Origin of the sequence: Streptomyces spororaveus, from assembly GCF_016755875.1 — a bacterium.
Classification (GTDB): domain Bacteria; phylum Actinomycetota; class Actinomycetes; order Streptomycetales; family Streptomycetaceae; genus Streptomyces; species Streptomyces spororaveus.
In genome coordinates this window covers 512189-534657 of the sequence record NZ_BNED01000005.1, presented here as the reverse complement: position 1 = coordinate 534657, position 22469 = coordinate 512189, and the positions used below count along the sequence as shown (strand labels likewise).

Annotated in this window: 16 protein-coding genes and 1 pseudogene; 7 read left to right on the top strand and 10 right to left on the bottom strand. The window is 74.2% G+C overall.

Annotated elements, in window-relative coordinates:
* Window positions 1-7: 7 nt before the first annotated feature.
* Window positions 8-1012, bottom strand: a complete 1005-nt coding sequence (locus Sspor_RS05090; protein ID WP_202197963.1) for a LacI family DNA-binding transcriptional regulator — start codon at window positions 1010-1012, stop codon at window positions 8-10.
* A 216-nt stretch (window positions 1013-1228) separates the two neighbouring features.
* Between Sspor_RS05090 and Sspor_RS05085 the strand changes: the two genes are divergently transcribed.
* Both Sspor_RS05085 and Sspor_RS05080 read left to right on the top strand, forming a co-directional pair.
* The gene (locus tag Sspor_RS05085) at window positions 1229-2176 is read left to right on the top strand and encodes a nitrilase-related carbon-nitrogen hydrolase (protein WP_237403675.1); all 948 of its coding nucleotides are present in this window, start codon (window positions 1229-1231) and stop codon (window positions 2174-2176) included.
* 139 nt (window positions 2177-2315) lie between these two features.
* Window positions 2316-3020, top strand: coding sequence for a DUF4389 domain-containing protein (locus Sspor_RS05080; RefSeq protein WP_202197962.1), 705 nt, complete (start codon window positions 2316-2318; stop codon window positions 3018-3020).
* A 170-nt stretch (window positions 3021-3190) separates the two neighbouring features.
* Here the strand turns inward: Sspor_RS05080 and Sspor_RS05075 are convergent, their stop codons facing one another.
* Window positions 3191-4177 (bottom strand): hypothetical protein, encoded by a 987-nt coding sequence (locus Sspor_RS05075; RefSeq protein ID WP_202197961.1) that lies wholly within the window; start codon window positions 4175-4177, stop codon window positions 3191-3193.
* Window positions 4178-4704: 527 nt separating this feature from the next.
* Between Sspor_RS05075 and Sspor_RS05070 the strand changes: the two genes are divergently transcribed.
* Together Sspor_RS05070 and Sspor_RS05065 are read left to right on the top strand one after the other, a co-directional pair.
* Entirely contained in the window at window positions 4705-6846 is a 2142-nt protein-coding gene (locus Sspor_RS05070; protein ID WP_202197960.1) for a PIG-L family deacetylase, read from the top strand.
* 192 nt (window positions 6847-7038) lie between these two features.
* Window positions 7039-7491: a hypothetical protein gene (locus Sspor_RS05065; RefSeq protein ID WP_202197959.1), complete on the top strand. Its 453-nt coding sequence runs from the start codon at window positions 7039-7041 to the stop codon at window positions 7489-7491.
* 15 nt (window positions 7492-7506) lie between these two features.
* On the opposite strand, the gene Sspor_RS05060 is transcribed toward Sspor_RS05065, so the two are convergent.
* On the bottom strand, window positions 7507-8985 hold the full coding sequence (locus tag Sspor_RS05060) for a glycoside hydrolase family 15 protein (RefSeq protein ID WP_202197958.1): 1479 nt from the start codon (window positions 8983-8985) through the stop codon (window positions 7507-7509).
* Window positions 8986-9359: 374 nt separating this feature from the next.
* Between Sspor_RS05060 and Sspor_RS05055 the strand changes: the two genes are divergently transcribed.
* Window positions 9360-10862 (top strand): DUF6056 family protein, encoded by a 1503-nt coding sequence (locus Sspor_RS05055; protein WP_202197957.1) that lies wholly within the window; start codon window positions 9360-9362, stop codon window positions 10860-10862.
* Window positions 10863-10878: 16 nt separating this feature from the next.
* Here the strand turns inward: Sspor_RS05055 and Sspor_RS05050 are convergent, their stop codons facing one another.
* From Sspor_RS05050 to modA, 3 genes are all read right to left on the bottom strand, one after another.
* On the bottom strand, window positions 10879-12030 hold the full coding sequence (locus tag Sspor_RS05050; RefSeq protein WP_202197956.1) for a methyltransferase domain-containing protein: 1152 nt from the start codon (window positions 12028-12030) through the stop codon (window positions 10879-10881).
* A 197-nt stretch (window positions 12031-12227) separates the two neighbouring features.
* On the bottom strand, window positions 12228-14147 hold the full coding sequence (locus Sspor_RS05045; protein ID WP_237403674.1) for an ABC transporter permease: 1920 nt from the start codon (window positions 14145-14147) through the stop codon (window positions 12228-12230).
* A 2-nt stretch (window positions 14148-14149) separates the two neighbouring features.
* Entirely contained in the window at window positions 14150-14971 is an 822-nt protein-coding gene (gene modA / locus Sspor_RS05040) for a molybdate ABC transporter substrate-binding protein (protein ID WP_202197954.1), read from the bottom strand.
* A 340-nt stretch (window positions 14972-15311) separates the two neighbouring features.
* On the opposite strand from modA, the pseudogene Sspor_RS05035 reads away from it, so the two are divergent.
* Both Sspor_RS05035 and Sspor_RS05030 read left to right on the top strand, forming a co-directional pair.
* Window positions 15312-15419 (top strand): annotated as a pseudogene (locus Sspor_RS05035) (TOBE domain-containing protein); the annotation flags it as partial.
* A 138-nt stretch (window positions 15420-15557) separates the two neighbouring features.
* Window positions 15558-16805 carry a molybdopterin molybdotransferase MoeA gene (locus tag Sspor_RS05030; protein WP_237403673.1) on the top strand — a complete coding sequence of 416 codons (1248 nt, stop codon included), beginning with the start codon at window positions 15558-15560 and terminating at the stop codon, window positions 16803-16805.
* A 45-nt stretch (window positions 16806-16850) separates the two neighbouring features.
* Here Sspor_RS05030 and Sspor_RS41295 read toward each other — a convergent pair whose 3' ends face one another.
* The 4 genes from Sspor_RS41295 to Sspor_RS05015 form a co-directional block, all read right to left on the bottom strand.
* Entirely contained in the window at window positions 16851-17258 is a 408-nt protein-coding gene (locus Sspor_RS41295) for a hypothetical protein (protein ID WP_308445519.1), read from the bottom strand.
* Window positions 17259-17297: 39 nt separating this feature from the next.
* On the bottom strand, window positions 17298-17555 hold the full coding sequence (locus Sspor_RS41290) for a hypothetical protein (protein ID WP_308295764.1): 258 nt from the start codon (window positions 17553-17555) through the stop codon (window positions 17298-17300).
* A gap of 48 nt (window positions 17556-17603) precedes the next feature.
* Window positions 17604-18056 carry a class I SAM-dependent methyltransferase gene (locus Sspor_RS05020; RefSeq protein ID WP_237403672.1) on the bottom strand — a complete coding sequence of 151 codons (453 nt, stop codon included), beginning with the start codon at window positions 18054-18056 and terminating at the stop codon, window positions 17604-17606.
* Between the two features lie 163 nt (window positions 18057-18219).
* A complete protein-coding gene (locus Sspor_RS05015) occupies window positions 18220-22428 on the bottom strand; it encodes a bifunctional nitrate reductase/sulfite reductase flavoprotein subunit alpha (RefSeq protein WP_237403671.1) in 4209 nt (1402 codons plus the stop codon).
* Window positions 22429-22469 lie beyond the last annotated feature (41 nt).

Genomic DNA, 22469 nt, shown 5'->3' with positions numbered 1-22469 from the left:
CGTGTGCTCACCCCCGGGATCCGGTGGTGGACGGCCTGGTCTCGAGGACCCAGGTGTGGTGGCGGACGGTGCCGGGCTCCGCGCGGCCGGCGAGGATGTCGCAGAGGAGCGCGGCGCAGGCCCGCCCGTATTCGGCCGGGCGCAGGTCGACCGCCGTGACGGGTGTGTCCGCGCTCCGGTTGGCGGCGCCGTCGACGCAGGAGGCGACCAGCAGGTCGGCGCCGACCGTGCGGCCGAGGACGGTCGCCGCGCGCAGGGTCCCGGGGGCGGCTCCGTCGGGGGCGCAGATCACGGCGTCGATCCCGGGGTCGGCTTCGAGGAGCCGCCGGGTGCCGGTCTCGGTGTCGGCTGCGGTCGCCGCGAACGGGACCGTGCGCACGGCGACTTCGGTCCCGTACGAGGCGCCCCAGGCGGCCGCCGCGCCACGCAGGGCCTCGGCCCAGGCGGAGGCCGGCTCGGGCGCGAGGAGGGCGGGGCGGCGGGCGCCGCGGTCGCGCACGTGGTCGAGCAGGGCGGTGAGCGAGGCGGCGTTGTCGCAGACGACCGCGCCGGCGGGGGAGGGGGAGGGGCCGAGGTAGCGCTCGCCGGTGACCACGGGGACGCCGGAGCCGAGGAGCCCCGGGACGGCGCTGTCGCCGACCTCGGGGTCGATGACGAGGAGGCCGTCGACCCGGGAGGCGAGCGGGCCGGAGGCCCCGCCGGCCGGGGCGAGCAGGACCACGTCCAGGCCCTCCTCCTGGGCGCGCTGGACGGCGCCGAAGGCCAGGTTCATGTAGTAGTCCAGCCGGGTCGCGGTCTGCGGCAGGTGCAGGCCGACGGCTCCGGTGCTGGCGCGGCGCAGCCGGCGGGCGGCGCTGTTGGGGCGGTAGCCCAGCTCCTCGGCGACCGCCCGGACCCGGTCCCGGGTGGCTTCCGCGACGCGTCCGGAGCCCTGGAGCGCGTCGGAGACGGTGCTCTTGGAGACGCCGGCGGCGCGGGCGACATCGAGCAGGGTCACGGCGGGTGGGGTCACGCCCCGCATTCTAGACGTTCCGTCCGACCTTGCCGGAACGTTCCGGCAAGGTCTACATTCGTGTCCTGCCGGAACGTTCCGGCGCTGCCGGACGCGGCCTGTCCGCCGCACTGCACCGCCCCCCGTGCCGCACCGCGCGGACCGCCCCTTGACCGATCCTTCCGTATCCCGCATCCTGACTGAAATTTCAGTCAGAACTCCGAAAGCAGCCCGCCCGTGACCTCGTACGCGCTCCTCACCTCCTTCGGATCACCGCTCGGCTCCCCGGGCCGCACCCAGCCCGGCGAACGCGAACCGCTGCGCGTCGGCCTCGTCCAGATGCGCTGGTACGCCGACCCGGCCGAGCACGACGACCGGCTCCGCGAGGGCGTCGCCCTGGCCGCCGGGCAGGGCGCCACGGTCGTCTGCCTCCCCGAGCTCACCCGCAGCCCCTACTTCTGCAACACCGACGACCCGATGGCCGACGGCGCCGAGCGCTGGCTGGAGGACGCGGCGACCGGCCCCACCGCCGCTCTCGCGGCAGAACTCGCCACCGAGCTCGGCATCACCGTCCACGCCTCCCTCTACGAACGCGCCGAGGACGGCGGCCTCGGCTACAACACCGCCGTCTGCGTGGACTCCGACGGCAGGCTGATCGCCCGGACCCGCAAGAACCACATCCCCGCCTTCCCCGGCTACCGCGAGGACCTGTGCTTCCGCCCCGGCGACAGCGGGTTCCCCGTCGTCACCCACGAGGGGGCCCGCTTCGGCTTCCCCACCTGCTGGGACGAGTGGTTCCCGGAACTCGCCCGCGCCTACTCCCTGGCCGGCGCCGAGATCCTCGTACACCCCACCGCCATCGGCTCCGAGGTGGACCTGCCGGACTTCGACACCCGGCCCCTGTGGGAGCACGCCATCACCGCCAACGGCCTGGCCAACGCCCTCTTCGCCATCGTGCCCAACCGCGTCGGCACCGAGGGCCGTTCCACCTTCTACGGCTCCTCCTTCATCTCCGACCCCTACGGCCGCGTCATGCTCCGCGCGCCCCGGGACCGGCCCGCCGTCCTCGTCGCCGACCTCGACCTCGACCAGCGCCGCGACTGGCTGGAGTTCGGCCTCATGCGCACCCGCCGCCCCGAGCTCTACGGCAGCCTCACCGAACGGCGGTCCGCGCAGGGCGCGTAGGCGGTGCCGCACCGGCACGCATTCCTTCCCGCGGTCGTCAAGTCACGTGTCGTCCTGCCACGCGATTCCGTGTCATGACGGGCTTCGGGCGCCGGGGCCCAATGGTGATACGGCCCCGCAGAGAAAGGACGTGCCCGTCATGTCTACCGCTCCCGCCCATCCCCTGAGCGTCGAAGCGACGCTGGATCCCCGGCTCACCCGATGGAAGTGGCTGGTGAAGTGGATCCTCGCCATCCCGCACTACATCGTGCTGTCCGTCCTGCAGATCGCTTTCCTGCTGCTGAGCATCATCGCGTTCTTCAGCATCCTCATCACCGGCAGTTATCCGCGGCGACTCTTCGATTTCAATGTCGGCGTCATACGCTGGAACACGCGCGTCACCTACTACTGCTCGGCGGTGATGGCCACCGACGAGTACCCGCCGTTCACGCTCCGGGAGACGCCCGGCTACCCGATCCGCGTCGACCTGGTCTATCCGGAGCAGCTGTCCCGCGGGCTGGTCCTGGTCAAGTGGCTGCTGGTCATCCCGCAGCTGCTCGTGATCATGCTGCTGTTCACCGGCGGCTGGCGGGCGTACCAGTCCTTCGACGACTACAGTCCGTTCTCCTCCGGTCTCGTCGGTCTGCTCTCCCTGGTCGCGGTGGTGATCCTGACGTGCACCGGGAGCTATCCGAGGGGTCTGTTCGACCTCCTCGTCGGGCTCGTGCGCTGGATGCTGCGGGTGTTCGTCTACGCGTCCCTCATGACGGACGAGTACCCCCCGTTCCGGCTGGACCTGGGAGGGAGCGAGCCCCGGGCGGGAGCGGTGGAACCGGCAGGCGGCGGGAACGACCAGGCGTCTTAAGGACCCGTTGGGGTGATCACCGGGGTGTCCGCGCGTCAGGGCGCGGCGCCGCCGCATCCGGGTCCTGCCGATGGACGGGAAGGCCGAGGCGCGGCGGACCCGGATGCGGTACCGCGCCTCGCATACCGGCCCTGCCCCGTGCAGCGGGCGTGACGAGCGGCCGCGGGGGGTCACTGCGGTGCGACGGCTCCGGAGTCCGGTGACTGCTGGAGTCCGGACGCGTCGACCGCCTCGAAGTCCGATCCCTTGAAGTCCTTCAGCCCGTCGAGCTGGGCATTGTCCCAGCCGGGGCTCTCCTCGCCGGTGATGTACCAGGCCGAGCCGTTGTCCGCGACGATGGCGCCGTACTTCTTGAGCGCGTCGGCCACGGCCTTGGCCTGCGGGGCCAGTTGCGAGGTGTCCACCGAGCTCTTGAGCCGCAGCCGCAGCCCCATCGGCGGCAGCGAGCCGTCGGCCGCCGCGCCCGCCTGGTGCCTCGCGGGCCAGAGGTAGCTCCGGTCGGAGCGGGGCACGGTGATGCGGATCGCGTGGTCGATGCGCCCGTCGGCCGCCTCGTCGTAGCGCGCCAGGCCGGGGAGGATGGCGAGACCGGCGGCGTCGGCGGACGTCCATCCGTCGGGCCGCAGGGCGTTGGACCGCAGGTCGAAGACGGCACCCGAGCCGGCGTGCCAGGCGTTGCCGCCCTGCCGCTTCGCGTCGAACAGCTCGTAGGACTTGCACAGGGCCTTGTCCCAGACGACGACGTGGCGGTCCCCGTCGCTCGCCGGACCGTTCTCGATCCTGGCGTCCGGCGGGATCCGGTACCCGGAGGTGTCGCTCTCCTCGGCGTAGTCCAGGGACACCTGGGATTCCGGCAGCGTCGTGTCCGAGACGGTGACGGGAATGCCGAAGGGGCGGCCTTCCGCGAGCCCCGATCCGAAATCCGGGTGCAGCGGCTCGGCGGCGCCGATCGAGGCGACGTACTGGCCGGATTTCGGGTGCACGGGCAGGCTGTCCACGGGGGCGTGCCAGAAACTGTCCGGGGGTGCCGTGGGGCAGGAGGCCGCTTTCCCGGCGGGATCCGCGGCCCCGGTGAGCAGGCATCCGGCGGTCAGGGTGACGACGGTGGCGACGGCGGGGATTCCCTTGCGTGAGCGCCATGCCGTAATGCGCTTCATGGGCATCGACCGTCCTCAGGGCCGTTCGAACGACTCGATCCCCCCGGGCGGAATGCCGGGGATTCACCGGCCCGGCTCTTTCGGCTCTTTCGGTCGCTTCCGTCCATGTTAAAGCCGGGGAGGCCGAGCCGCCCGGGCTCCGGGGCCGCCCCGTCGTCCGGTGAGAGCTGCGTCACGGTCGGCACCGGTCGGCCGGAGGTGTGGAATGCGCCACTTGTGGGGGTCGGTGACGAAGAAGCCGACGCGCGCGGCGGCCGTCGCGATCCCCCACAACCCGCGGGTGGCCAGGGCAAACGCCGGTTCAGGCCGGTTTTCCGGGCCAATCGCGCAAGCATCGCAAAATGGGCCAAATCGCCCTCTTCTTCCCACAACTCCCTTTGTTCTCATAAGCGACTTGATGGTGTGTCAGCCTTCAGCGTGCGGGACATAATCGGCCCCGGTCGTCTCCGGAAGCAGTGGAGCCATCGGGACACCGATCGACCTCCCCGGCGGCTCGCCGCACCGGACCGACCCTCAAGGCGCCGTACATGTCCCTGGCCCGCCGCACCCGACTCGCGGCCCTGCTCGCCGCGTTCTCCGTCGGCACCGCCGGAATTACGGCCTGGGCCTACGGACACGGGACCGAGCACCTGCAGGCCGCCGCCAAGGTGCTGGTCACCCCGAGCGTGACCGAGGGCTCCGCCCTCCAGATCGTCGCGCACCCCGACGACGACCTCTTCTTCATGAACCCCGACCTGAGCCGTTCCATATCGACGGGCATCAAGGTCACCACCGTCTACCTGACCTCCGGTGAGTCCGACGGCAGGAACGAGGCCCACAGCCCGCACCTGGAGGACGCCGCCGGACCCGCCGACCGCGCCGCCTACGCGGAAGCCCGGCAGAACGGCATACGCGCCGCCTACGCCCAGATGGCCACCGGGGACCGCGCCGGCGCCTGGCAGCGCACGTCCGTACCCACCGCCGGTGGCGGCAGTGCCGAGGTGGACGTCCTGGTCGCCCGGCCCCAGGTCAACCTCGTCTGGATGGAGCTGCGCGAGGCCCGCAGCATCTCCGGGGACAACCCGGAGAGCCTGCGCGGCCTGTGGGACGGCCGGACCCCCGCCCTGGGCGCCCAGCTGACCTCCGGGACACCGGTCAAGGACTCGTTCTCCTACACCAAGGACCAGGCCGTGGCCGCCATAGCGGGCGTGTTCGAGGCGTACCGGCCGACGACGATACGGACCCAGGACCCGACCCCCGGCAGGGCGGAGGGCGGCGGCGCCTTCCTCGACCACCAGGACCACATGTACGGCGCCCGCTTCGTGCAGGCCGCCGCCGAGCGCTACGCGAAGACCACGGACCGGCCGCACTTCTCGGTCCAGAACTACGTGAGCTACCCGAACAGCTCGCTGCCCCCGACGCTCGACCCGCAGACGGCCGAGGAGAAGCTCGGCTATCTCAAGACCTACGCCTGGACCGACCACCAGGACTGGTGCGGGAGCCCCGCCGGCTGCGGCGACCGCAAGACCGCGACCCGGCCCACCGGCGCCGGCTGGAACCGGACCATCCGCTACAGCCGCGGCGACGGCACCTCCTGGATGACCGAGGGCGTCTCCGGACGCCTGTGGGCCTTCGCCGCGCTGGACGGCCGGATGGCGTACTGGTCGCGCAGCGGCCCCCAGGCCCTGTGGCAGGGCCCCGAGTTCCTGCCCGGCGACGGCATCGACTCCGGGGCGGCGGCCGTCCGCCTCTGGGACGGCCGGATCGGCGTGTTCGCCACCCGCACCACCCTCGGCGCCACGCCCCAGGAGTACGGCCGGGAAGTCGTCTACGCCGTCCAGAGCTCGGTCGACGGCGGATTCGGCCCGTGGCAGTCGCTGGGCACCCCGGACACCGTGGACAGGTCCGGCACCTCGGCGATCAGCGGGCCGTCCGTGGTGGTGGACCCCGAGGGCCGGATGACGGTGTACGTCCGCGACTCCCGGCGGACGCTGCGCGCCCGGGCACAGGAGACCCCGGGCGGCGAATTCGGGGCCTGGCAGGCCCTGGGCGGCGCCGGCCTCCAGGGCGATCCGGTCACCGCGACCGACGACTCCGGGCGGCGCCACGTGTACGCGGCCACGGCCGGATCCGTACTGGCCTGGGTCCAGCCGGCACCCGGCACCCCCCTCCGCGGCCCCGTCCCGACCGGACTGCCCCAGACGACGGGCACGCTCTCCGTGCGCGCGGAGGGCGACGGCGTCCGCCTCTTCTTCCGCCGGCCCGGGATCGGCACGGTCGCCACGAGCCTGGCCCGAGCGGGCGGACCCGCGCCGGAGTTCTCCCCGGTCGCCGAGGCCGGCGGCCTGGGCGGCTACGGCGCCGTGGGCATCGCGGGCGACCTGCTCGCGGGCCGGGCGGGCGCGGGCACGGTCGGCGTCGCGGCCACCGACGGTCCGCAGCCCTGGCAGGAGTCCCAGATGCTGTACACGGGCGCCCCGGCCGGGGTGGCCGAGGGAGCCGGTTCGGCCGTCGCCGCGGCGCTCGGCCTGGACGCCGATCTCCACGTCATCACGACGGTCCCCGCCGGCGGCGCCACACCGGCCGGCAGCAGGACCCCCGCCCCGTGGCACCGGGCGGTCCAGCCCTGGACGCTCGCCCAGGCCGGACGTCCGGGCTCGGCCGTCGCCGGGGGACAGCCCCCTCGGTGACCCGCGCCGCGCACACCCGGGCGGCCGTGGCCGCCGGGTGGCAGGGCGGATCGGGGCGGGCGACGATGGCAGCCGGACCACCTCGCGCTGCTGGTGCCGGCGCACTCGGACCAACGGGCGATCGGGGCTTTCATGACCCCTCCTCTCCTCTCGTGCCGTCGCTTGTGCGGGGGACCCGCAACGATGCGCGCCGTGGCCGCCCTCGCGGCCTGCACGGCCCTGGTGGCCGGGTGCGGCAACGACACCGCGCCCGACCGGGGGTATCCGGAACTGGGGAAGGCCCTCGGGTCGCTCTCCCGTGGTCTCGACGAGGCCTGCGCGGAGACGGACACCCCGGAGAGCTGCGCGGAGGACCTCGACACGCTCGCGGCGCCGACGGAGCGGGCCTTCACCCAGGTCCTGGAGCACAAGCTGCTCGACGCCGGAGCCGTCGAGGCGATGGACGAACTCGACAGGGCGAGGGAACTCCGCGTCACCGCCGCACGCGAGGCCCGGGCCCGGCAGGATCCGCGCGACCCCGCGCTCGCGCACGCGGTGGCGGCCGAGAAGCGCGCCTACCAGCGCCTCCTCACCGAGCTGGAGCGCCTGCGCACCGCCCCGCCGCCCGGTGACGGAACGGATTCGGTCCGACGGCCGCGGAGCTGACCGGCAGGACACCCCCTACGGTCTCAGGGGCGGCGCGGGGAGCACCCCGCCGTCGAGCGCCACCAGGGTGAGGACGACGATCGATCCCGTCCAGGCCAGTGGTGCGACCGACGAGGGCCTGCCCGCCCGGTCCACCTTCTCGGGCAGCTCCCCGAGCGCGTTCCGCTTCGCGAGGACCCAGTCCAGCACCTGCCCGGCCCGCGCCGTCCGCCCCGTACCCGCCCAGGCGAGGGCGAAGAACGAGGTGCTGGGGGTCCAGGCGTTCGCGCCCCAGGGCGCCGTCGGGTCGTTTCCGGGGGTGAGCCCCCCGTTGGGCAGGAGCAGCGCCTCGTACGTGGTGTCCAGCGCCCGGGGCAGACCGGCCGGGGCCGCGTTGAAGGGAGGCGCCATGAAGGCCACCGCGCTGTCCCGTCCGTGCCGTCCGTCGACGGTGCGCTGATAGCCGAGAGGGGCGAACCTCCTGGAGATGCCGGTGGAGAGCCGCCCGGCGGCGCCGCTCCAGCGGGCCGCGTCCGCCGGCCGGTCCAGCTCGCCGGCCAGGTCCGCGGCGGCGTTGAGCCCGGCGAGCAGGGGCGCCGCCGTACCGATGTTCGTCGTGGTCGTCATCACCTCCCAGTAGTCCGGGGAGGCCGGAGGCAGCCCGTCCGCCCCCAGGGAGGCCGCGGCGCGGTCGGCCGCCTTGCGGATCATCGGGTAGAGGGCGGCCAGCCGGGCGCGGCGGGTGGCGGGCGGCGCTGTCAGGTACCACTGCCAGGTGGCCCAGGGGACCCAGCCGTTGGCGTCGAGCTGCCACAGCCTGGCGTCGGGCGGGCCGGATCCGTCGAGCTCCGTCCGCGCGTCCCAGGTACCGTCCGCGCGCTGGGTCGCGGCGCTGTAGCGCAGGATCCGGTAGGCCTCGGCGTCGTGGCCGGTGTGCGCGAACGCGGCGGAGGCGAAGCTGGAGTCGCGCGGCCAGGAGTACATCCAGCCGGGGGACCAGCCCGCCGCCATGGCCCCGTTGGGCCGCAGCAGGGCGCGCATCGCCAGCAGGGCCCGCTCGGCCGCCGCCCGCCGGGCCGGCGAGCCGCCCGGCACCCGGCCCGCGGCCAGCCAGGCGCGGCTCTCCGCGATCCGCAGACGGGCCGCCGGATCCTCCGGGGCCACCACGACCGACGCCGTCCGGCCGACCGGCAGGTACCTCCACCGGCCGGACAGCAGCCGGAGCACATGGCTCCCCTCGACGTACCGCGCGCCCCCGGCGACGGCGGGTGTGACGCCCTCGGCTGCGGTGGTGTTGGAGAGGAGGCCGACGGTGGGGGCGACGAGCATCGACAGGGGCGCGTATCGGCCCTCGGCATCGCCAAGGCTCTGGTGCCCGAGGGGCCGGACGAAGAACACCGGCCGCTCGCCGCCCGCGGGTCGGCCGGCCGGGCTCGCCGCGACACACACCGGGAGGGCGACGCTCGCGACCGACGCCGTGACGGCCGCCCAGCGGACGAGCAGGGCAGCAGGCATCGCCACTCCTTCTTTCGGGCTTGCGCGCGCACGGCCCCGGACCTCCCATCGTGGGCCGGTGGTGCGGAGCCCGCCACGACATACCCGCCGCCCGGGTGACGCACGGCCCGCCGGAGGCCTCGCGTCCACGCACGGAGCAACGCACGGAGCGGGGCCGGTGCGACGGACGGAGCGGGGCCGGTGCGACGGACGGAGCAACGGGCCGAAGTCCCTCGGCGGGGGCGAGGACGCCCGGGGCGCACGGCGGGATCGCCCCGGGCCCGGCCCGGCGGCTCTCCGCTCGGATGCCGGTGCACGGCCGACCGTGCACATTGGGGTGACCGGGTGACCGGAGGAAGTCGCTCCGGCCGCACTCCGCAGCGAAGGACGGGTGAATGAGCACTGCTCCGACCGAGGGGAACCGCCGGTTCGTCCGCAGGCTCCTGCCGGCCGCGGGCGGCTCCCTCGTGGCGGCCGCCGGCGCCCTGATCGCCGTCGGCTGCTTCCTCGGCCTCTACGTACGTCCCACCTCGGACGACTGGTGCGCCGCCTGGAAGTCCCGCGACCTGGGAGTCCTCGGCATCACGCACGACTTCTACGCCACCCAGAACGGCCGGATCACCAACGCCTTCCTGAGCGGCATCATCTACGGTGACGGACTCGCCGGGGTGAAGATCCTGCCCACCGTCATCGCCGTCGCCTTCACCGCCGGCCTGGTCCTGCTCGGGATCCGGTTCCTGCGGGCGCTCGGCGTGAAACCCCCGGTGCTCCTCCTGGTCGCCGCCGCCCTGGCCGTCCAGGCCGTGATCTACTACGGCGGCACCCGCAGCTATCAGGTCCTGCTGTGGGCTCCGGCCACCATCTCCCACACCATTCCGAGCGTCATCGGGGTGTGGGCGCTGCTGCTGGCCATCTGGACGGTCCGGCAGGAGCGGGCCGCCGTACGCGCGGGCGGCTTCGCCGCGGCGTTCCTCATCGGCTTCGCGATCGGCACCCTGAGCGAGTCGTTCTCCCTCGTCAGCGGACTCCTCGCGGTCTGCGTGGGCCTGCTGGCCGTGCCCCGCCTCAAACTGGCGCGGACCTGGTACCCGTTCACCTGGTGCCTGCTCTGGTGCTCCGGAGTCGCCATCGGTCTGATCGTGCTCTTCACGTCCCCCGGCGCCCGATGGCGCCGCGCCCAGCAGCCAGCCAAGGAGTCCATGCTCTCCGCGGGCGAACTCCGGGGTACCTACCAGGACTGGCTGCACATGTGGGACACCGTCACCGGTCAGTGGGCCTACCTCGGCGCCGCGGCCGTCGGCGTCCTGCTGGGCCTGGGGGCCGGGCTCGCGGCGCCCGTGCCCGCGCCCGGGAAGCGGGAGCCGGGCCGGGCGGCCGTCCCGCGCAGGACACTGGTCGCCCTCTTGCTGCTGCCGGTGCCCGTGGTGGTGCTGGGTTCGTTCGCCGTGGTGCTGGGGCTGCGCAGCGGCTACGGGCCGACCGGCTGGACGTATGCCCGTACCTGGACGAACTATCTCGTACCGATGGAACTGGCGCTGTGCGCCTACGGCGTACTGCTGGGGGTGTGGGCCCGCCGGTTCCTGGCGCGCCCGGGAACCGCAGCCGTCGCCGTGCCGGCCTGCGTCGTGGTCGCGGCCGGCCTGACCCTGGCGTCGCTGGCCGTACTCGTCCCGAGCGTGAAACAGCTGACCACCGCCACGGTCACCCGGGCGGTGGCCTGGGACGCCCAGAACTCCCGCATCCGGACGGAGGCCGCGGCCGGTGCCGGCGACCTCGGGTACCAGCCCCTGTACATCGGAAGCCTGGCCGAGCCCTTCTTCACGTCCGACTACCGGCGGGACTGGGTCGCGGTCTGTGTCTCGAACTGGTACGGCATCGAGCGGATCCACCGCCTGTGAGCACGGCCGTGCCGGTTCAGCCCCGCGCCACCGCACGGGCCAGGAAGTGACCGGGGGCGTCCTCGTACGAGTCCAGGTGCCAGCCCGCGGTCTCCAGCGCGCCGCGCAGGTTGCCCTCGGCGAGGAGGTCGTCGGGGTCGAGCGGGCGGCCGTGCCGGGCGGCGCGCTCCGCGCGGCCCGACGGGTGGAAGAGCAGCAGGACACCGTCGGCGGCGGTCACGCGGGCCCATTCGCGCAGCGCGGCGGCCGGGTCCGGGAGGTGGTCGAGCAGCCCCGCGGAGAAGATGCCGTCCACGGACGCGCGGGCCAGCGGCAGCCGGGTGCAGTCGGCGGCCAGGAGGTCCCCGTGGCGGGTGCGGCCGTGCCGGGCCGCGGCGGCCAGCATGGCCGGGGTGAGGTCGACACCGAGCACGTGCCCGCGGGGGCCGACCTGCGCCCGGAGCGCGGGCATGGCCCGTCCGGTACCGCAGCCGAGGTCCACCGCGCGCGTGCCCGGTGCCAGTCGCAGCCGGGCGGTCGCGGCCTCGTAGGCGGGGGTCTGGTAGGCGAACCGCTCCTCCCAGGCGTCGGCCCTGCGGGTGAAGAAGGCCCGGGTGGCGGTGTGTTCGGCGCGGGCCGCCACGAGGGTCGCGAACCGGCCGAGGAGCTGCTCCCCCCAGGGGTCCAGGGGGAGCTTCTGCGGCAGGAAGCGGACGCCCCAGGCGCTGGCGCCGATCCGGAACGCCTGCTCGGGGTACCCGTCGCAGGAGGCCAGTACGACGGCGTCGGCGGGCAGTTCGAGGGGGTCGCGGGCCGGTCGCAGGCCGGGGGAGGGCCGGGCGGACCCGGCGAACAGCGGGTCGGTACCGGCGGCGCGGGTGAGTTCCACCGGCGGTCGGTCGGGGGTGGAGTCGGGCAGGGCCCCCGGGGCGTCGCCCGCCGCCCGTACGAGCAGTCGCGTACCGGGTTCCAGGGCCAGTACGGGTACTTCCGCGGCGAGGGCTTCCCGCAGGAGCGCCGGATCGGCGGGGCCCAGGACGATCAGGCCCTCCACCCCGGTGAGGCCGGCGGACGGGGCGGCGTCGTCCGCGAGCGGCACGGTCCGGGAGGTCAGACCCGCGGCGGCGAGCACCCGGCTCACGGCGGTGGGCGCCCGCCCGGCCTCCTGCTGCACGACGACTACCGCCATACCTCAGTCCTTACATTCGAGCTGGTGTGGCTGTTTCGAGCTGTATCTGCGCAAGCATGCCCACATGGAGGCCGCATGTGCCAGAGGCGCTCCGGTCCGTGAGACGGGCGGCCGGAACGCAAAGAGGCCCCCACGTGCCGAACTTGCTCTGTTCTCGTGGCGTGTGCCCGCTTGTCGGAGAGCTGCGGGGTGGAGGGTCACAGGGGTACGAGGGTGATCTCGGTGGCCTTGACGCTGCACCACACCGCGGTGCCGTCGGCGATGGCGAGCTCGGCGGCCGCCTGGGGGGTGATCTCGGAGACGACGTCGGCGGCGGCCTGCGACGTGACGAGGACCCGGAGCCGGCTGCCCGCCGCCGTGATCTCACGGACGGTTCCCGGCCAGACGTTGCGCGGACTGCCGGACGGCTGCTCGCGGTGGAGGGAGACGGCCTCGGGCGCGACGATGGCCAGGGCCTCGGAGCCCTCCGCCACGGGTTCCGCCACCACGACGGACCCGCCGGCGACCAGCTTGAGCCCGTCCACCGTGGTCGTCCCGGGCCACGCGTTGCGGCCGAGCATGCGCGCGACCCACGGGGAGCGCGGATTGCGAGTGACCTCCGCGGGCGGCGCGTCCTGCAGGACGCGACCGTGGGCCAGTACGAGGACCCGGTCCGCCAGGGAGACGGCCTCGACGGGGTCGTGGGTGACGATGAGGCAGACCCCGCCGAAGCCGGCCAGGTGGGTGCGCAGGGTGTGCCGCACCCGGGCCCGGGTGGTCTGGTCGAGCGCGGCCAGCGGCTCGTCCAGGAGCAGCAGACGGGGCTGCGCGGCCAGTGCCCGGGCCAGCGCCACCCGTTGGGCCTGGCCTCCGGACAGCTGCGCGGGCCTGCGCTCGGCGAGGTGGCCGACGCCGAGCCGGTCGAGCCACAGCCGCGCCCGGGAGCGGGCCTCGGCGCGGCTGGTGCCCTGCGCGCGCAGGCCGTAGGCGGTGTTCCCGAGCGCGGTCAGGTGGGGGAACAGCGCGCCGTCCTGGGGGACCCAGGCCACGCCCCGCCGGTGCGGCGGCAGGGCCGTCACGTCGTCGTCGCCGAGCCGCAGTGCGGCGTGGGCCCGCGGGGTCAGGCCGAGCAGGGCGCGCAGCAGGGTGGTCTTGCCGGCGCCGTTCTCGCCGACCACGGCGATCGTGGTGCCGGGTTCCGCGTCGAGGGTGAGCTCGGTGAACCCGGTGACCTCGGCATGCAGGGACCAGCGGCCGGCCGGTGCGGAGCCGTCGGCCGGGTCCGGCTCGGGGGCCCGGGCGGCCGGGTCCTCGGCGGGCGTCGCGTGAGGGGTGTCCCGTACGGCGTGTCCGGAGGTCCAGCGGCCGCGCAGGGCGACCAGCACCGCCATCGCCACGACGAGCAGGAGGAGGGACAGCGAGGTCGCGGCCTCGGGGTCGTCCTGGAGCAGCAGGTAGACCTGGAGGGGGAGCGTCTGGGTGACGCCGGGCAGGTTTCCGGCGAAGGTGATCGTGGCCCCGAACTCGCCGAGCGCCCGGGCCCAGGTGAGGGCGGCCCCGGCGATCAGGCCGGGGGCCACCATCGGCAGTGTGACGGTGAAGAAGACGCGCAACGGGGATGCGCCGAGGGAGGCCGCGGTCTCCTCGTAGCCGGGTCGCAGCCCGCCCAGGGCCCCTTCGAGGCTGATGACGAGGAACGGCATCGCCACGAAGGTCGCCGCCACGACGGCCCCCGACGTGTGGAACGGCAGGGTGATCCCGAAAATGTCCTCCAGGAAGGGGCCCAGCAGGCCGCGCCGGCCGAAGCCCAGCAGCAGTGCGACACCTCCCACCGTCGGGGGCAGCACCATGGGCAGCAGAACCAGGGACCGTACGAGGGTCTTGCCGGGGAAGTGGACCCGTGCCAGCAGCCAGGCCAGGGGCACGCCCAGCAGCAGGCTGAGACCCAGTGCCCAGAAGGACACGACGAGGGAGAGCCGCAGGGCCTCCAGGGAGCCGGGTGTGGTCAGGTGCGCGCGGAGCTCGCTCCACTGCGTGCGGACGAGGATCCCGACGAGCGGGAGCATCAGGAACGCGATCGCGAGGAGCGCGGGCAGGGCCAGGAGGAGCGGCGGGCGGGGCCCGGCGGTACGGCGCACGGTCACGGCTGCTGGAAGCCCGCCTCCCGGAGGGTCTTCCGGGCCTCGGGCGAGGACAGCCACTGGACGAAGGCGTCCGCTGCCGCGGCGTTCCTGGTGGCCTTCAGCGTGGCGGCCGGATAGGAGGCGACGGCGTTCTGGTCGTCCGGGATCCCGACCGCGCCGACCTTCCCCCCAGCCGCGGTCGTGTCCGTCGTGTAGACGAGGCCGGCATCCGCCTCACCCAGCTCCACCTTGGACAGCACGGCCCGTACGTTCGGCTCCAGCGAGACCGGATCGACGGTGATGCCCTGCTTGTCGAGGACCTCCCGGCTGTAGCGGCCGGCGGGGACCTCCGGGGCCGCCAGGACGACCTTCAGCTTCGGATCGGACAGGTCCTTCAGGGAGCCGATCGTGTGGGGGTTGCCCGGAGCGGTGGCGATCACGAGCTCGTTCTTCGCGATCACCGTCGGGGTCCCGGTCTCCGCCTTGAGGCCGTCCATCGTCCTGGTGTCGGCGGTGACCAGGGCATCGGCCGGAGCCCCCTGCCTGACCTGTGCGGCCAGCTCCTGCGAACCGGCGAAGGAGAAGGTGACCTTCGTGCCGGGGTGCTCCTTCTCGTACTGCGACCCCATGGTCTTGAACACGTCGGTGAGGGAGGCGGCGGCGAGCACGGTCAGCTTCGCGGCCGGTACGGAGCCCGACGCGGAAGCGGTCGGAGCCGCGGCCGCGGAGGTCGCGGTGCCGCCGCCGCTGCCGCAGGCGGCCAGGACGGGAACGAGGAGGGCGCCGCCGAGGAGACCGGCGGCCGCCCGGCGCAGTCGGACGTGCTGAAGGAAGCGCATGGCGGAATGTGTTCTCCGGTCCGGTCGTCCTCACCCCGCGCACACTCGGCACGAGGTGCGGAAACGATGCGGCATTTACTGTCAATGGAGCACCGAAAGGCCCGCATGTGCAATTCGCCGATCCCGGCCGGCGGGGTGCGGGTTCGGCCAACCGGGTCGGAAGTCCCACGTCAAGCAGGAGAAGGGCCCCGAAAGAGAGAGGACTTCGGGCCTTTCCGGAATGCGCCAGGAGGTTGCGTCCATTCGGTTGGCGCATGCGATGGGGGCGCCCCGGACGCCATTCCTCATCGGGTACGTTCGGCCATGACGCGGGTCACAGACGTGCTTGCGCTTCCGTTTCCTGACCGCCGCGATCACCAAGGGCGCCGTCGAGGCCCTCGGCCTGGCCTCCGTTACCTCCGTCGTCGCCCTGATCAAGTCGACCGAGATCTCCCTCGCCTCCGCCTGATCCTCCCGCGGCCCCGGCTGTGTCCAGGGCGCGGACGCGCGGGTTCACACCGGCGGTACGCCGGAGGTGAGCGGATCGGAGCCCAACCGCAATCCGTGCGGGGGGAGGCGGAAACGCCCCGGGCCGACAGTCGTGTCCATGCCTCCGACGACCGCGCCCGCCCCGGCCTCCGCCCCCGTGCCGGCCCCCGCCCCCGCCTCCGCGCCGCCCCGGATCCCGGCACGGCAACCGGCGGTGTCCTGGGCCGAGGCCCGGCTGCTGGCCCACGGCGCGGCGCGCCCGCTGACCGCCCGTACGGTGCCCCTGCGCGACGCCGCCGGACTCGCCCTGGCCGACGGCCTGGCCACCCTCCAGCCGCTCCCTGGCTTCGACACGGCCGCCATGGACGGCTACGCGGTGTCCGGCACCGGCCCCTGGCGGATACGGGCCGCCGTCCGTGCGGGCGCACCCTGGGCGGGCGTACTCGGCCCGGCGGAATGCGTGGAGATCTCCACCGGGGCCGGGGTACCGGCCGGAGCCCGCGCCGTGCTGCCGCTGGAGTCGGCACTGACCACGGCCGACGGCCGGGTGTCCGGCCCCGTGCCGCCGCCCGGCCGGCACATCCGGCGTACGGGCGAGGACGCCCCGGCCGGCCGCCGACTCGCCCCCGCGGGCACCAGGATCGGTCCCGCGCTGCTCGGGCTCGCCGCCGCCTGCGGCCACGACAGCCTGCGGGTGCGGCCGCGCCCCAGGGTCGGCGTACTGGTCACCGGGGACGAGCTGGAGCACACGGGCGTTCCGGGCCCCGGCAGGGTGCGCGACGCGCTCGGGCCACTGCTCCCGGCCCTGGTCGCCGAACTCGGCGGCGAGACCGAAGGGGTGCGTCACGTCCCCGACGGGCCGGCCGGCGCATCGGGGAGCGGGCTGTCCGGGGCCGTGCGCGCGGTACGGGGCGCCGACGTCGTCGTGGTCACCGGCTCCACCTCCGTCGGCGCCACCGACCAGCTGCGACGGCTGCTGGAGGCCGCCGGGGCGCGGATGGTCGTCGACACCGTCGCCTGCCGGCCCGGCCACCCGATGCTGCTCGCCGAACTGGCCCCGGACCGCTGGGTGGTGGGGCTGCCGGGCAACCCGTACGCCGCCCTGGTCGCCGCCCGCACCCTGCTCGGCCCCCTGATCGCGGCCCTGTCCGGGCGCACCCTCGATCCCCTGCCGTGCGTTCCGGTGCACGGGCGGGCGCGGCCCGCACCCGGAGCGACCCGGCTGGTGCCCGTCGCCTGGGACGGCGCGCGGGCCAGGATCACCGAAGGGCACGGCGCCGCCTTCCTCCGGGGGCCGCCGTGGGCGACGCGCTCGCCGCGCTCCCCCCGGACTGGACCGACGGCGGTGCGGCGCCCCTGCTCCTGACGGCCGGCTGACGGCCCGCCGGGCGACTGCCGGGCCCGACCCCGTTCAGACGAGGTCCAGCAGCCGCTTGTACGAGCCGCCGAAAGCGCCGGATCCGTCGACCAGATGGATCTCCAGGAGCCAGTGGGCCTGCCAGCCTCCCTCCACGGTCCGGCGCAGGGGACGGTCGTTCTCCGCGCAGATGTACGCGTCCGGGGGTGCGGCCCGGCCATCGGCCGCCGGATCCGCCCCGGCCAGGTGACCGCAGTGCCATCCGGCGACCGTCCAGCCCGACTCGGCGGCGAGCGCGAGGACCTCGGCGTGCAGGCGCCCGCCCGTGATGCGCGCGTCGGCGAGCAGGGCCTCGCGGCAGGCGGTGAACATCCTCGGCATGTCCAGGGCGAGCCGGTGCTTGTCGGGGTCCTCGCCGAGGACGAGGGTCGAGGCGAAGCCCGCCCCGGACGCCGCGAGCACCGAACCGAGTTCGGCGACGACGACAGTCGTCCTCGCCTATCACCCGGTCCGGGGTCTCCGGGCCGTACGGGAGCAGGGTGCGCGGGCCCGAGCGTACGAGCGGCCCGGTCGGGCGCGCGGCCGGGCCGAACAGTTCCCTCGCCAGGTCCCCGATCCGGTCGCTCGCCTCGCGTTCACTGCGGCCCGGCGCCACAGGCCGCGGGCCGCGGTTCCGGCGAACAGGGCCTCGGCCATGCGCTGGGTCTCCACCAGCCCCAGGGCGCGCAGCCGTTCGTCCATCCGGTCGGGTGCTGACATCGCGTTCTTCCTCTTCTTCCGCTTCTTCCCACGGGGTCGCGCGCACGATCACGAGCGACCCCTCGTAGGTCGGCCTGCCGCGCAGATGGCCGAATTCCTTGTCCCAGGCGCCGGACTCCAGTCCGCGCGGAGGGTCGTGTCGAAGTGCTCGCGGACCCGGTCGTCGACGAAGCTCCAGGCCGAGCACGCCTGGCGGGCGGCCGGGTCGAGCAGTGCCTCAGGGCGGCCGTAGTAGGCCTCGTTGAATCCGTCGGTGCAGTCCAGGGGGATGGGCACGGTCCGGACGGTGCCGGATCCGCCCGGGGCCGAGGCCAGTTCTTCGACGGTCGGGTGGCGCAGGGCCTCGATGTCGAGGACCTCGGGCGCGTACCGGTACAGCCAGAAGTCCCGGACCAGGACGGGGTCGCAGGTCAGGATGTCCACCGGCCCGCGGGTCACGCGCCGCATCTCGCGCAGCCCGGCCCGTACGTCGGGCCACTGACGGACGCCGAACAGGGTCATCGCCGCGTCGAACTCGCCGTCGGCGAAAGGCAGGTCCTCGGCGACGGCGCCGACGTCGAGGACGGTCCGGGAGTCGCCGAGGGCCTCGGCGATGAACCGGGCGATGCGCTCGTCCGGGCGGCGCTCGGGGGAGTGGCCGGCGGCGGCGGAGCCGATGGCGCGCTCAGTACACGTCGCGGCCGTACCGCTTGGCGGCGGACAGCTGCTTCAGGTACGCGGCGGCCTCGTCCGCGTCGAGGCCGCCGTGCGTCATGGCTATCTCGCGCAGCGCCCGGTCCACGTCCTTGGCCATCCGGCTCGCGTCACCGCACACGTAGAAGTGGGCGCCGTCCTGGAGCCAGGACCACAGCTGGGCGCCGTGCTCGCGCATGCGGTCCTGGACGTAGACCTTGGTCCGCTGGTCGCGGGAGAAGGCCAGGTCGAGCCGGGTGAGCGTGCCGTGCCGGTGGAGTTCCGCCAGCTCCTCGCGGTAGTAGAAGTCGGTGGCGCGGCGCTGTTCGCCGAAGAACAGCCAGTTCCCGCCCTGGTGGCCGAGCGCCCGGCGGTGTTCGAGGAAGGCCAGGAACGGCGCGACGCCGGTCCCCGGACCGACCATGATCGCCGGGGTGTCGGCGCCCGCGGGCGGGCGGAAGTGCGCCGAACTCTGCACGAACAGCGGTACGGGCGTGCCCGGTTCGGCGTCGGCGAGGAAGGCGGAGGCCACGCCCTTGCGCTGCCCGCCCGCCGGCCCCTCGTAGCGCAGGACCGAGACGGTCAGGCTGACGGCACGCGGGTCGGTGAGCGGGCTGGACGAGATCGAGTAGAGGCGCGGCTTGAGGCGTCCCAGGCGCTCGGTCCACTCCTGTGCGCTCAGCCGGACCGGGAACTCGGACAGGACGTCCACGGGCTGGCGGCCCCACGTCCACCGGGCGAGGCCGTCCTTGTTGTCGGGGCGGGTCAGCCGCTTGAGCGTGCGGTCGCCGGTGTGCTCGGTGACGAAGCGCAGCAGGTCGGGTGTCAGCCGGGTGATGTCCAGGTGCCGGTGGAGCGCCTCGGCGAACGGCATGGGGTCGCGGCCCGGTACGGCGACCTCAGCGTCCGGGGAGAGGCCGGTGGCGGCCAGCCATTCCGTCACCAGGCCGGGGCAGTTGACCGGCTGCACCCCGAGCGCGTCGCCCGCCTCGTACGCCGGGCCGTCCTCGCCGAGATCGAAGGTGAACCTGCGGACCTCCTTGGCGGCCCCGGGCAGGCTGAGCAGCCGGTTGCCGGACAGCCGGGCGGTGTGCGGGGAGTTGCGGTCCGCCGCGCGCCGCCGCGTCCCGGTGCTCTCCGCCTCCGGGCCGGCCGTGAGTGCCTCGCGCACCTGCTCCAGCCACCGTCCCGCGGGCTCCTCGTAGTCGGGCTCGCAGTCCACGCGGGGCAGGAGGCGCCGGCCGCCGAGTTCTTCGAGGCGCTGGTCGAGCCGGCGGCCGTGGCCGCAGAAGGCGTCGTAGGTGGAGTCGCCGAGGGCGAGCACCGCGTACCGGACGTCCTGGAGGCGGGGTGCGTCGGCGGCGCTGACGGACTCCCAGAACGAGGCTCCGCTGTCCGGCGCGTCACCGTCGCCGAAGGTGCTGGTGACGATCAGCAGATCGGTGCCCGGGGTCAGGGCGGCGGCCGTGCGGTCCGCCATGCTGTGCACGCTCGCCGGGAGGCCGTGCCCGGCGAGGGCCGCTCCGACGGTGGCCGCGAGGTCCTCGGCGTTGCCCGTCTGCGAGGCCCACAGGACCATGGTCTGCCGGGTCGGCGGGGCCGGGTCGGCGGGCGGAGCGGCCGGAGCGGTCGGGGAGGCGCCGACCAGGGCAGCGGCCGTACGCGAGTACGTACCGGCGAGTGCACCGTCGACCCAGAGCGCGTGCCCGGCTTCGAAGGGGGCGCCGGCCGGAAGCGAGGGGACACCGGTGCCGGGCGGGGCGGAGGCGAGCCCGGCGAGGAAACCGGCGAGGTACCGGCGCTCCCCGTCGGAGAGGGCGGGCGGGGCCTGGTCGTCCAGCCCGAACAGGACGGCCAGGGCGGTCGTCGCGGGGGCGGTCGCGGCGAGGGCCGACACGGTGGTGGCGGGGCCGCCGCGGCCGGGTCCCGATCCGGCCTCCGCGCCGGATCCGGCGGGCAGGGCCGCCACCGGGGCCGGGGCCGGGGCCGGGACCGGGGCCGGGGTCCGTGTTCTGGTCAAGGTCACCGCGCACATCTTGAATCCGGGCTGGAAGGAGATCGGGTCGACGGCGTCGTCGGTGACGGCGTTGACGCTGAGGTACTCGCCGAACAGGTCGTTCCAGTGGAAGGGGGCGAAGCAGTTCCCGGGCCGGACCCGGTCGGTGACGACGGCGGGCAGCACGGCCCGCCCGCGCCGGGAGGCCACCTCCACCCCGTCGCCCTCCTCGATACCGAGCGAGGCCGCGTCCTGCGGGTGGACTTCCACGAACGGTCCGGGGTTGAGCTTGTTGAGCTTGGCGACCTTGCCGGTCTTGGTCAGGGTGTGCCACTGATGCTGCAGACGGCCCGTGTTGAGTACGAACGGGTAGTCGTCGTCGGGAAGTTCACCCTCCGGCAGGTACGGGCGGGCGAAGAAGACGGCCCGTCCCGTCGCCGTCGGGAAGACCAGCCGGGGGCGGCCGCCGTCCGGGTGCTCGGCCGGGGTCTGGCTGATCCCGTCGTTGACGTAGCGGATCGGGTTGCGGTCCGGGCCGCCGGGGGCGGCCGGCCACTGCACCGGACCCGAGCGCAGCCGCTCATACGTGACCCCGCGCAGGTCCCAGCCCGTCTTCGGGTTCCAGGCCCGCCGGAGCTCCTCGAACACCTCCTCGGCGCACGAGTACGTGAACGCCTCGGCGAATCCCATCGCGCAGGCGACCCGGGCGATCAGCTGCCAGTCGGGCAGGGCCTCGCCGGGCGGGTCGGCGGCGCCCCGCACCAGGGTGAGGTTGCGCTCCGAGTTGATCATCACGCCGTCCGCCTCGGCCCACAGCGTCGCGGGCAGCGCGATGTCGGCGTAGGCATTGGTCTCGGTCTCCGCGAACACGTCCTGCGTGATGACGAGTTCGGCGGTCTCCAGGGCCTTGATGACGGTGCTCCGGTTGGCGACGGAGGCGACCGGGTTGGTGCAGATGATCCAGCACGCCTTGATCTCACCGGCGGCCATCTTCTCGAACATCTCGACGGTGCCGCGGCCGACGTCGGTGCGCAGGGTGCCCGCCGGAACGCCCCACAGCGCCTCGACGTAGCCGCGGTCCTCCTCCACCAGGACCGAGCGCTGGCCGGGCAGCCCCGGTCCCATGTAGCCCATCTCCCGTCCGCCCATGGCGTTGGGCTGGCCGGTGAGGGAGAAGGGGCCGCTGCCCGGGCGGCAGATGGCGCCGGTGGCGAGGTGCAGGTTGACCAGCGCGTTGGTGTTCCAGGTGCCGTGCGTGGACTGGTTGAGGCCCATGGTCCAGCAGCTCGTCCACTCGCCGGCTTCGCCGATCCAGCGGGCGGCCAGCCGGATGTCGGCCTCCGGGATGCCGGTGATCCGGGCGACCCGGTCGGGCGCGTAGTCCCGCAGGAAGGCCGGCATGTCCTGCCAGCCCTCGGTGTGCTCGGCGATGAAGGCGGGGTCGGTCCAGCCACCCTCGACCAGGAGGTGCAGCAGGCCGTTGAGGAGGGCCAGATCGGTGCCCGGCCGGATCTGCAGGAACAGATCGGCCTTGTCGGCGGTGGCGTTGCGCCGGGGGTCGACCACGATGAGCTTGGCGCCGGAGGCCTTGACGCGGTCCATCATCCGCAGGAAGAGGATGGGATGGCAGTCGGCCATGTTGGCGCCGATGACGAAGAAGGCGTCCGCCCGGTCGAAGTCCTCGTACGATCCGGGCGGTCCGTCGGCACCGAGCGAGAGCTTGTAGCCGCTGCCGGCGCTCGCCATGCACAGGCGCGAATTGGATTCGATCTGGTTCGTCCGCAGGAAGCCCTTGGCCAGCTTGTTCGCCAGGTACTGGGCCTCCAGGGACATCTGGCCGGAGACGTACAGCGCCAGCGCGTCGGGACCGTGCGCGTCGAGGATCGCCCGCAGACGCCCGGCCGCCTCGGTGACGGCCGCCTCCACCGGGGCGGGAGCGGGCCCGGCGCCCCGCTCGCCGCGGACCAGCGCGGTGGTCAGCCGGCCGGGCGCGGCCAGCATGTCGGCGTGCGTCGCGCCCTTGGTGCACAGGCGCCCGGCGTTCGCCGGGTGCCGCTTGTCGCCGGCGGCCTTGGCCACCGTACGGCGCCCGTCGCCGCCCGTGGCGATGTCCAGGACGATCCCGCACCCGACGCCGCAGTAGGAGCACACCGTACGCACCTGCTGTCCGGCCGCGGCCTTCGCCCCCGCCTCCCCCTCCGCCACAGCAGACCTCCTCGCGCCTCCGGCCGACACCGTTCCGCTCC

Excerpts from the sequence above, each read along its gene's own strand:
- Sspor_RS41290 (WP_308295764.1), bottom strand. The coding sequence starts at position 17,555 with ATGTCAGCACCCGACCGGATGGACGAACGGCTGCGCGCCCTGGGGCTG.
- modA (WP_202197954.1), bottom strand. The coding sequence starts at position 14,971 with ATGCGCTTCCTTCAGCACGTCCGACTGCGCCGGGCGGCCGCCGGTCTC.
- Sspor_RS05030 (WP_237403673.1), top strand. The coding sequence starts at position 15,558 with ATGCCTCCGACGACCGCGCCCGCCCCGGCCTCCGCCCCCGTGCCGGCC.
- Sspor_RS05070 (WP_202197960.1), top strand. The coding sequence starts at position 4,705 with ATGTCCCTGGCCCGCCGCACCCGACTCGCGGCCCTGCTCGCCGCGTTC.
- Sspor_RS05055 (WP_202197957.1), top strand. The coding sequence starts at position 9,360 with ATGAGCACTGCTCCGACCGAGGGGAACCGCCGGTTCGTCCGCAGGCTC.
- Sspor_RS05060 (WP_202197958.1), bottom strand. The coding sequence starts at position 8,985 with ATGCCTGCTGCCCTGCTCGTCCGCTGGGCGGCCGTCACGGCGTCGGTC.
- Sspor_RS05050 (WP_202197956.1), bottom strand. The coding sequence starts at position 12,030 with ATGGCGGTAGTCGTCGTGCAGCAGGAGGCCGGGCGGGCGCCCACCGCC.
- Sspor_RS05020 (WP_237403672.1), bottom strand. The coding sequence starts at position 18,056 with ATGACCCTGTTCGGCGTCCGTCAGTGGCCCGACGTACGGGCCGGGCTG.
- Sspor_RS05075 (WP_202197961.1), bottom strand. The coding sequence starts at position 4,177 with ATGAAGCGCATTACGGCATGGCGCTCACGCAAGGGAATCCCCGCCGTC.
- Sspor_RS05080 (WP_202197962.1), top strand. The coding sequence starts at position 2,316 with ATGTCTACCGCTCCCGCCCATCCCCTGAGCGTCGAAGCGACGCTGGAT.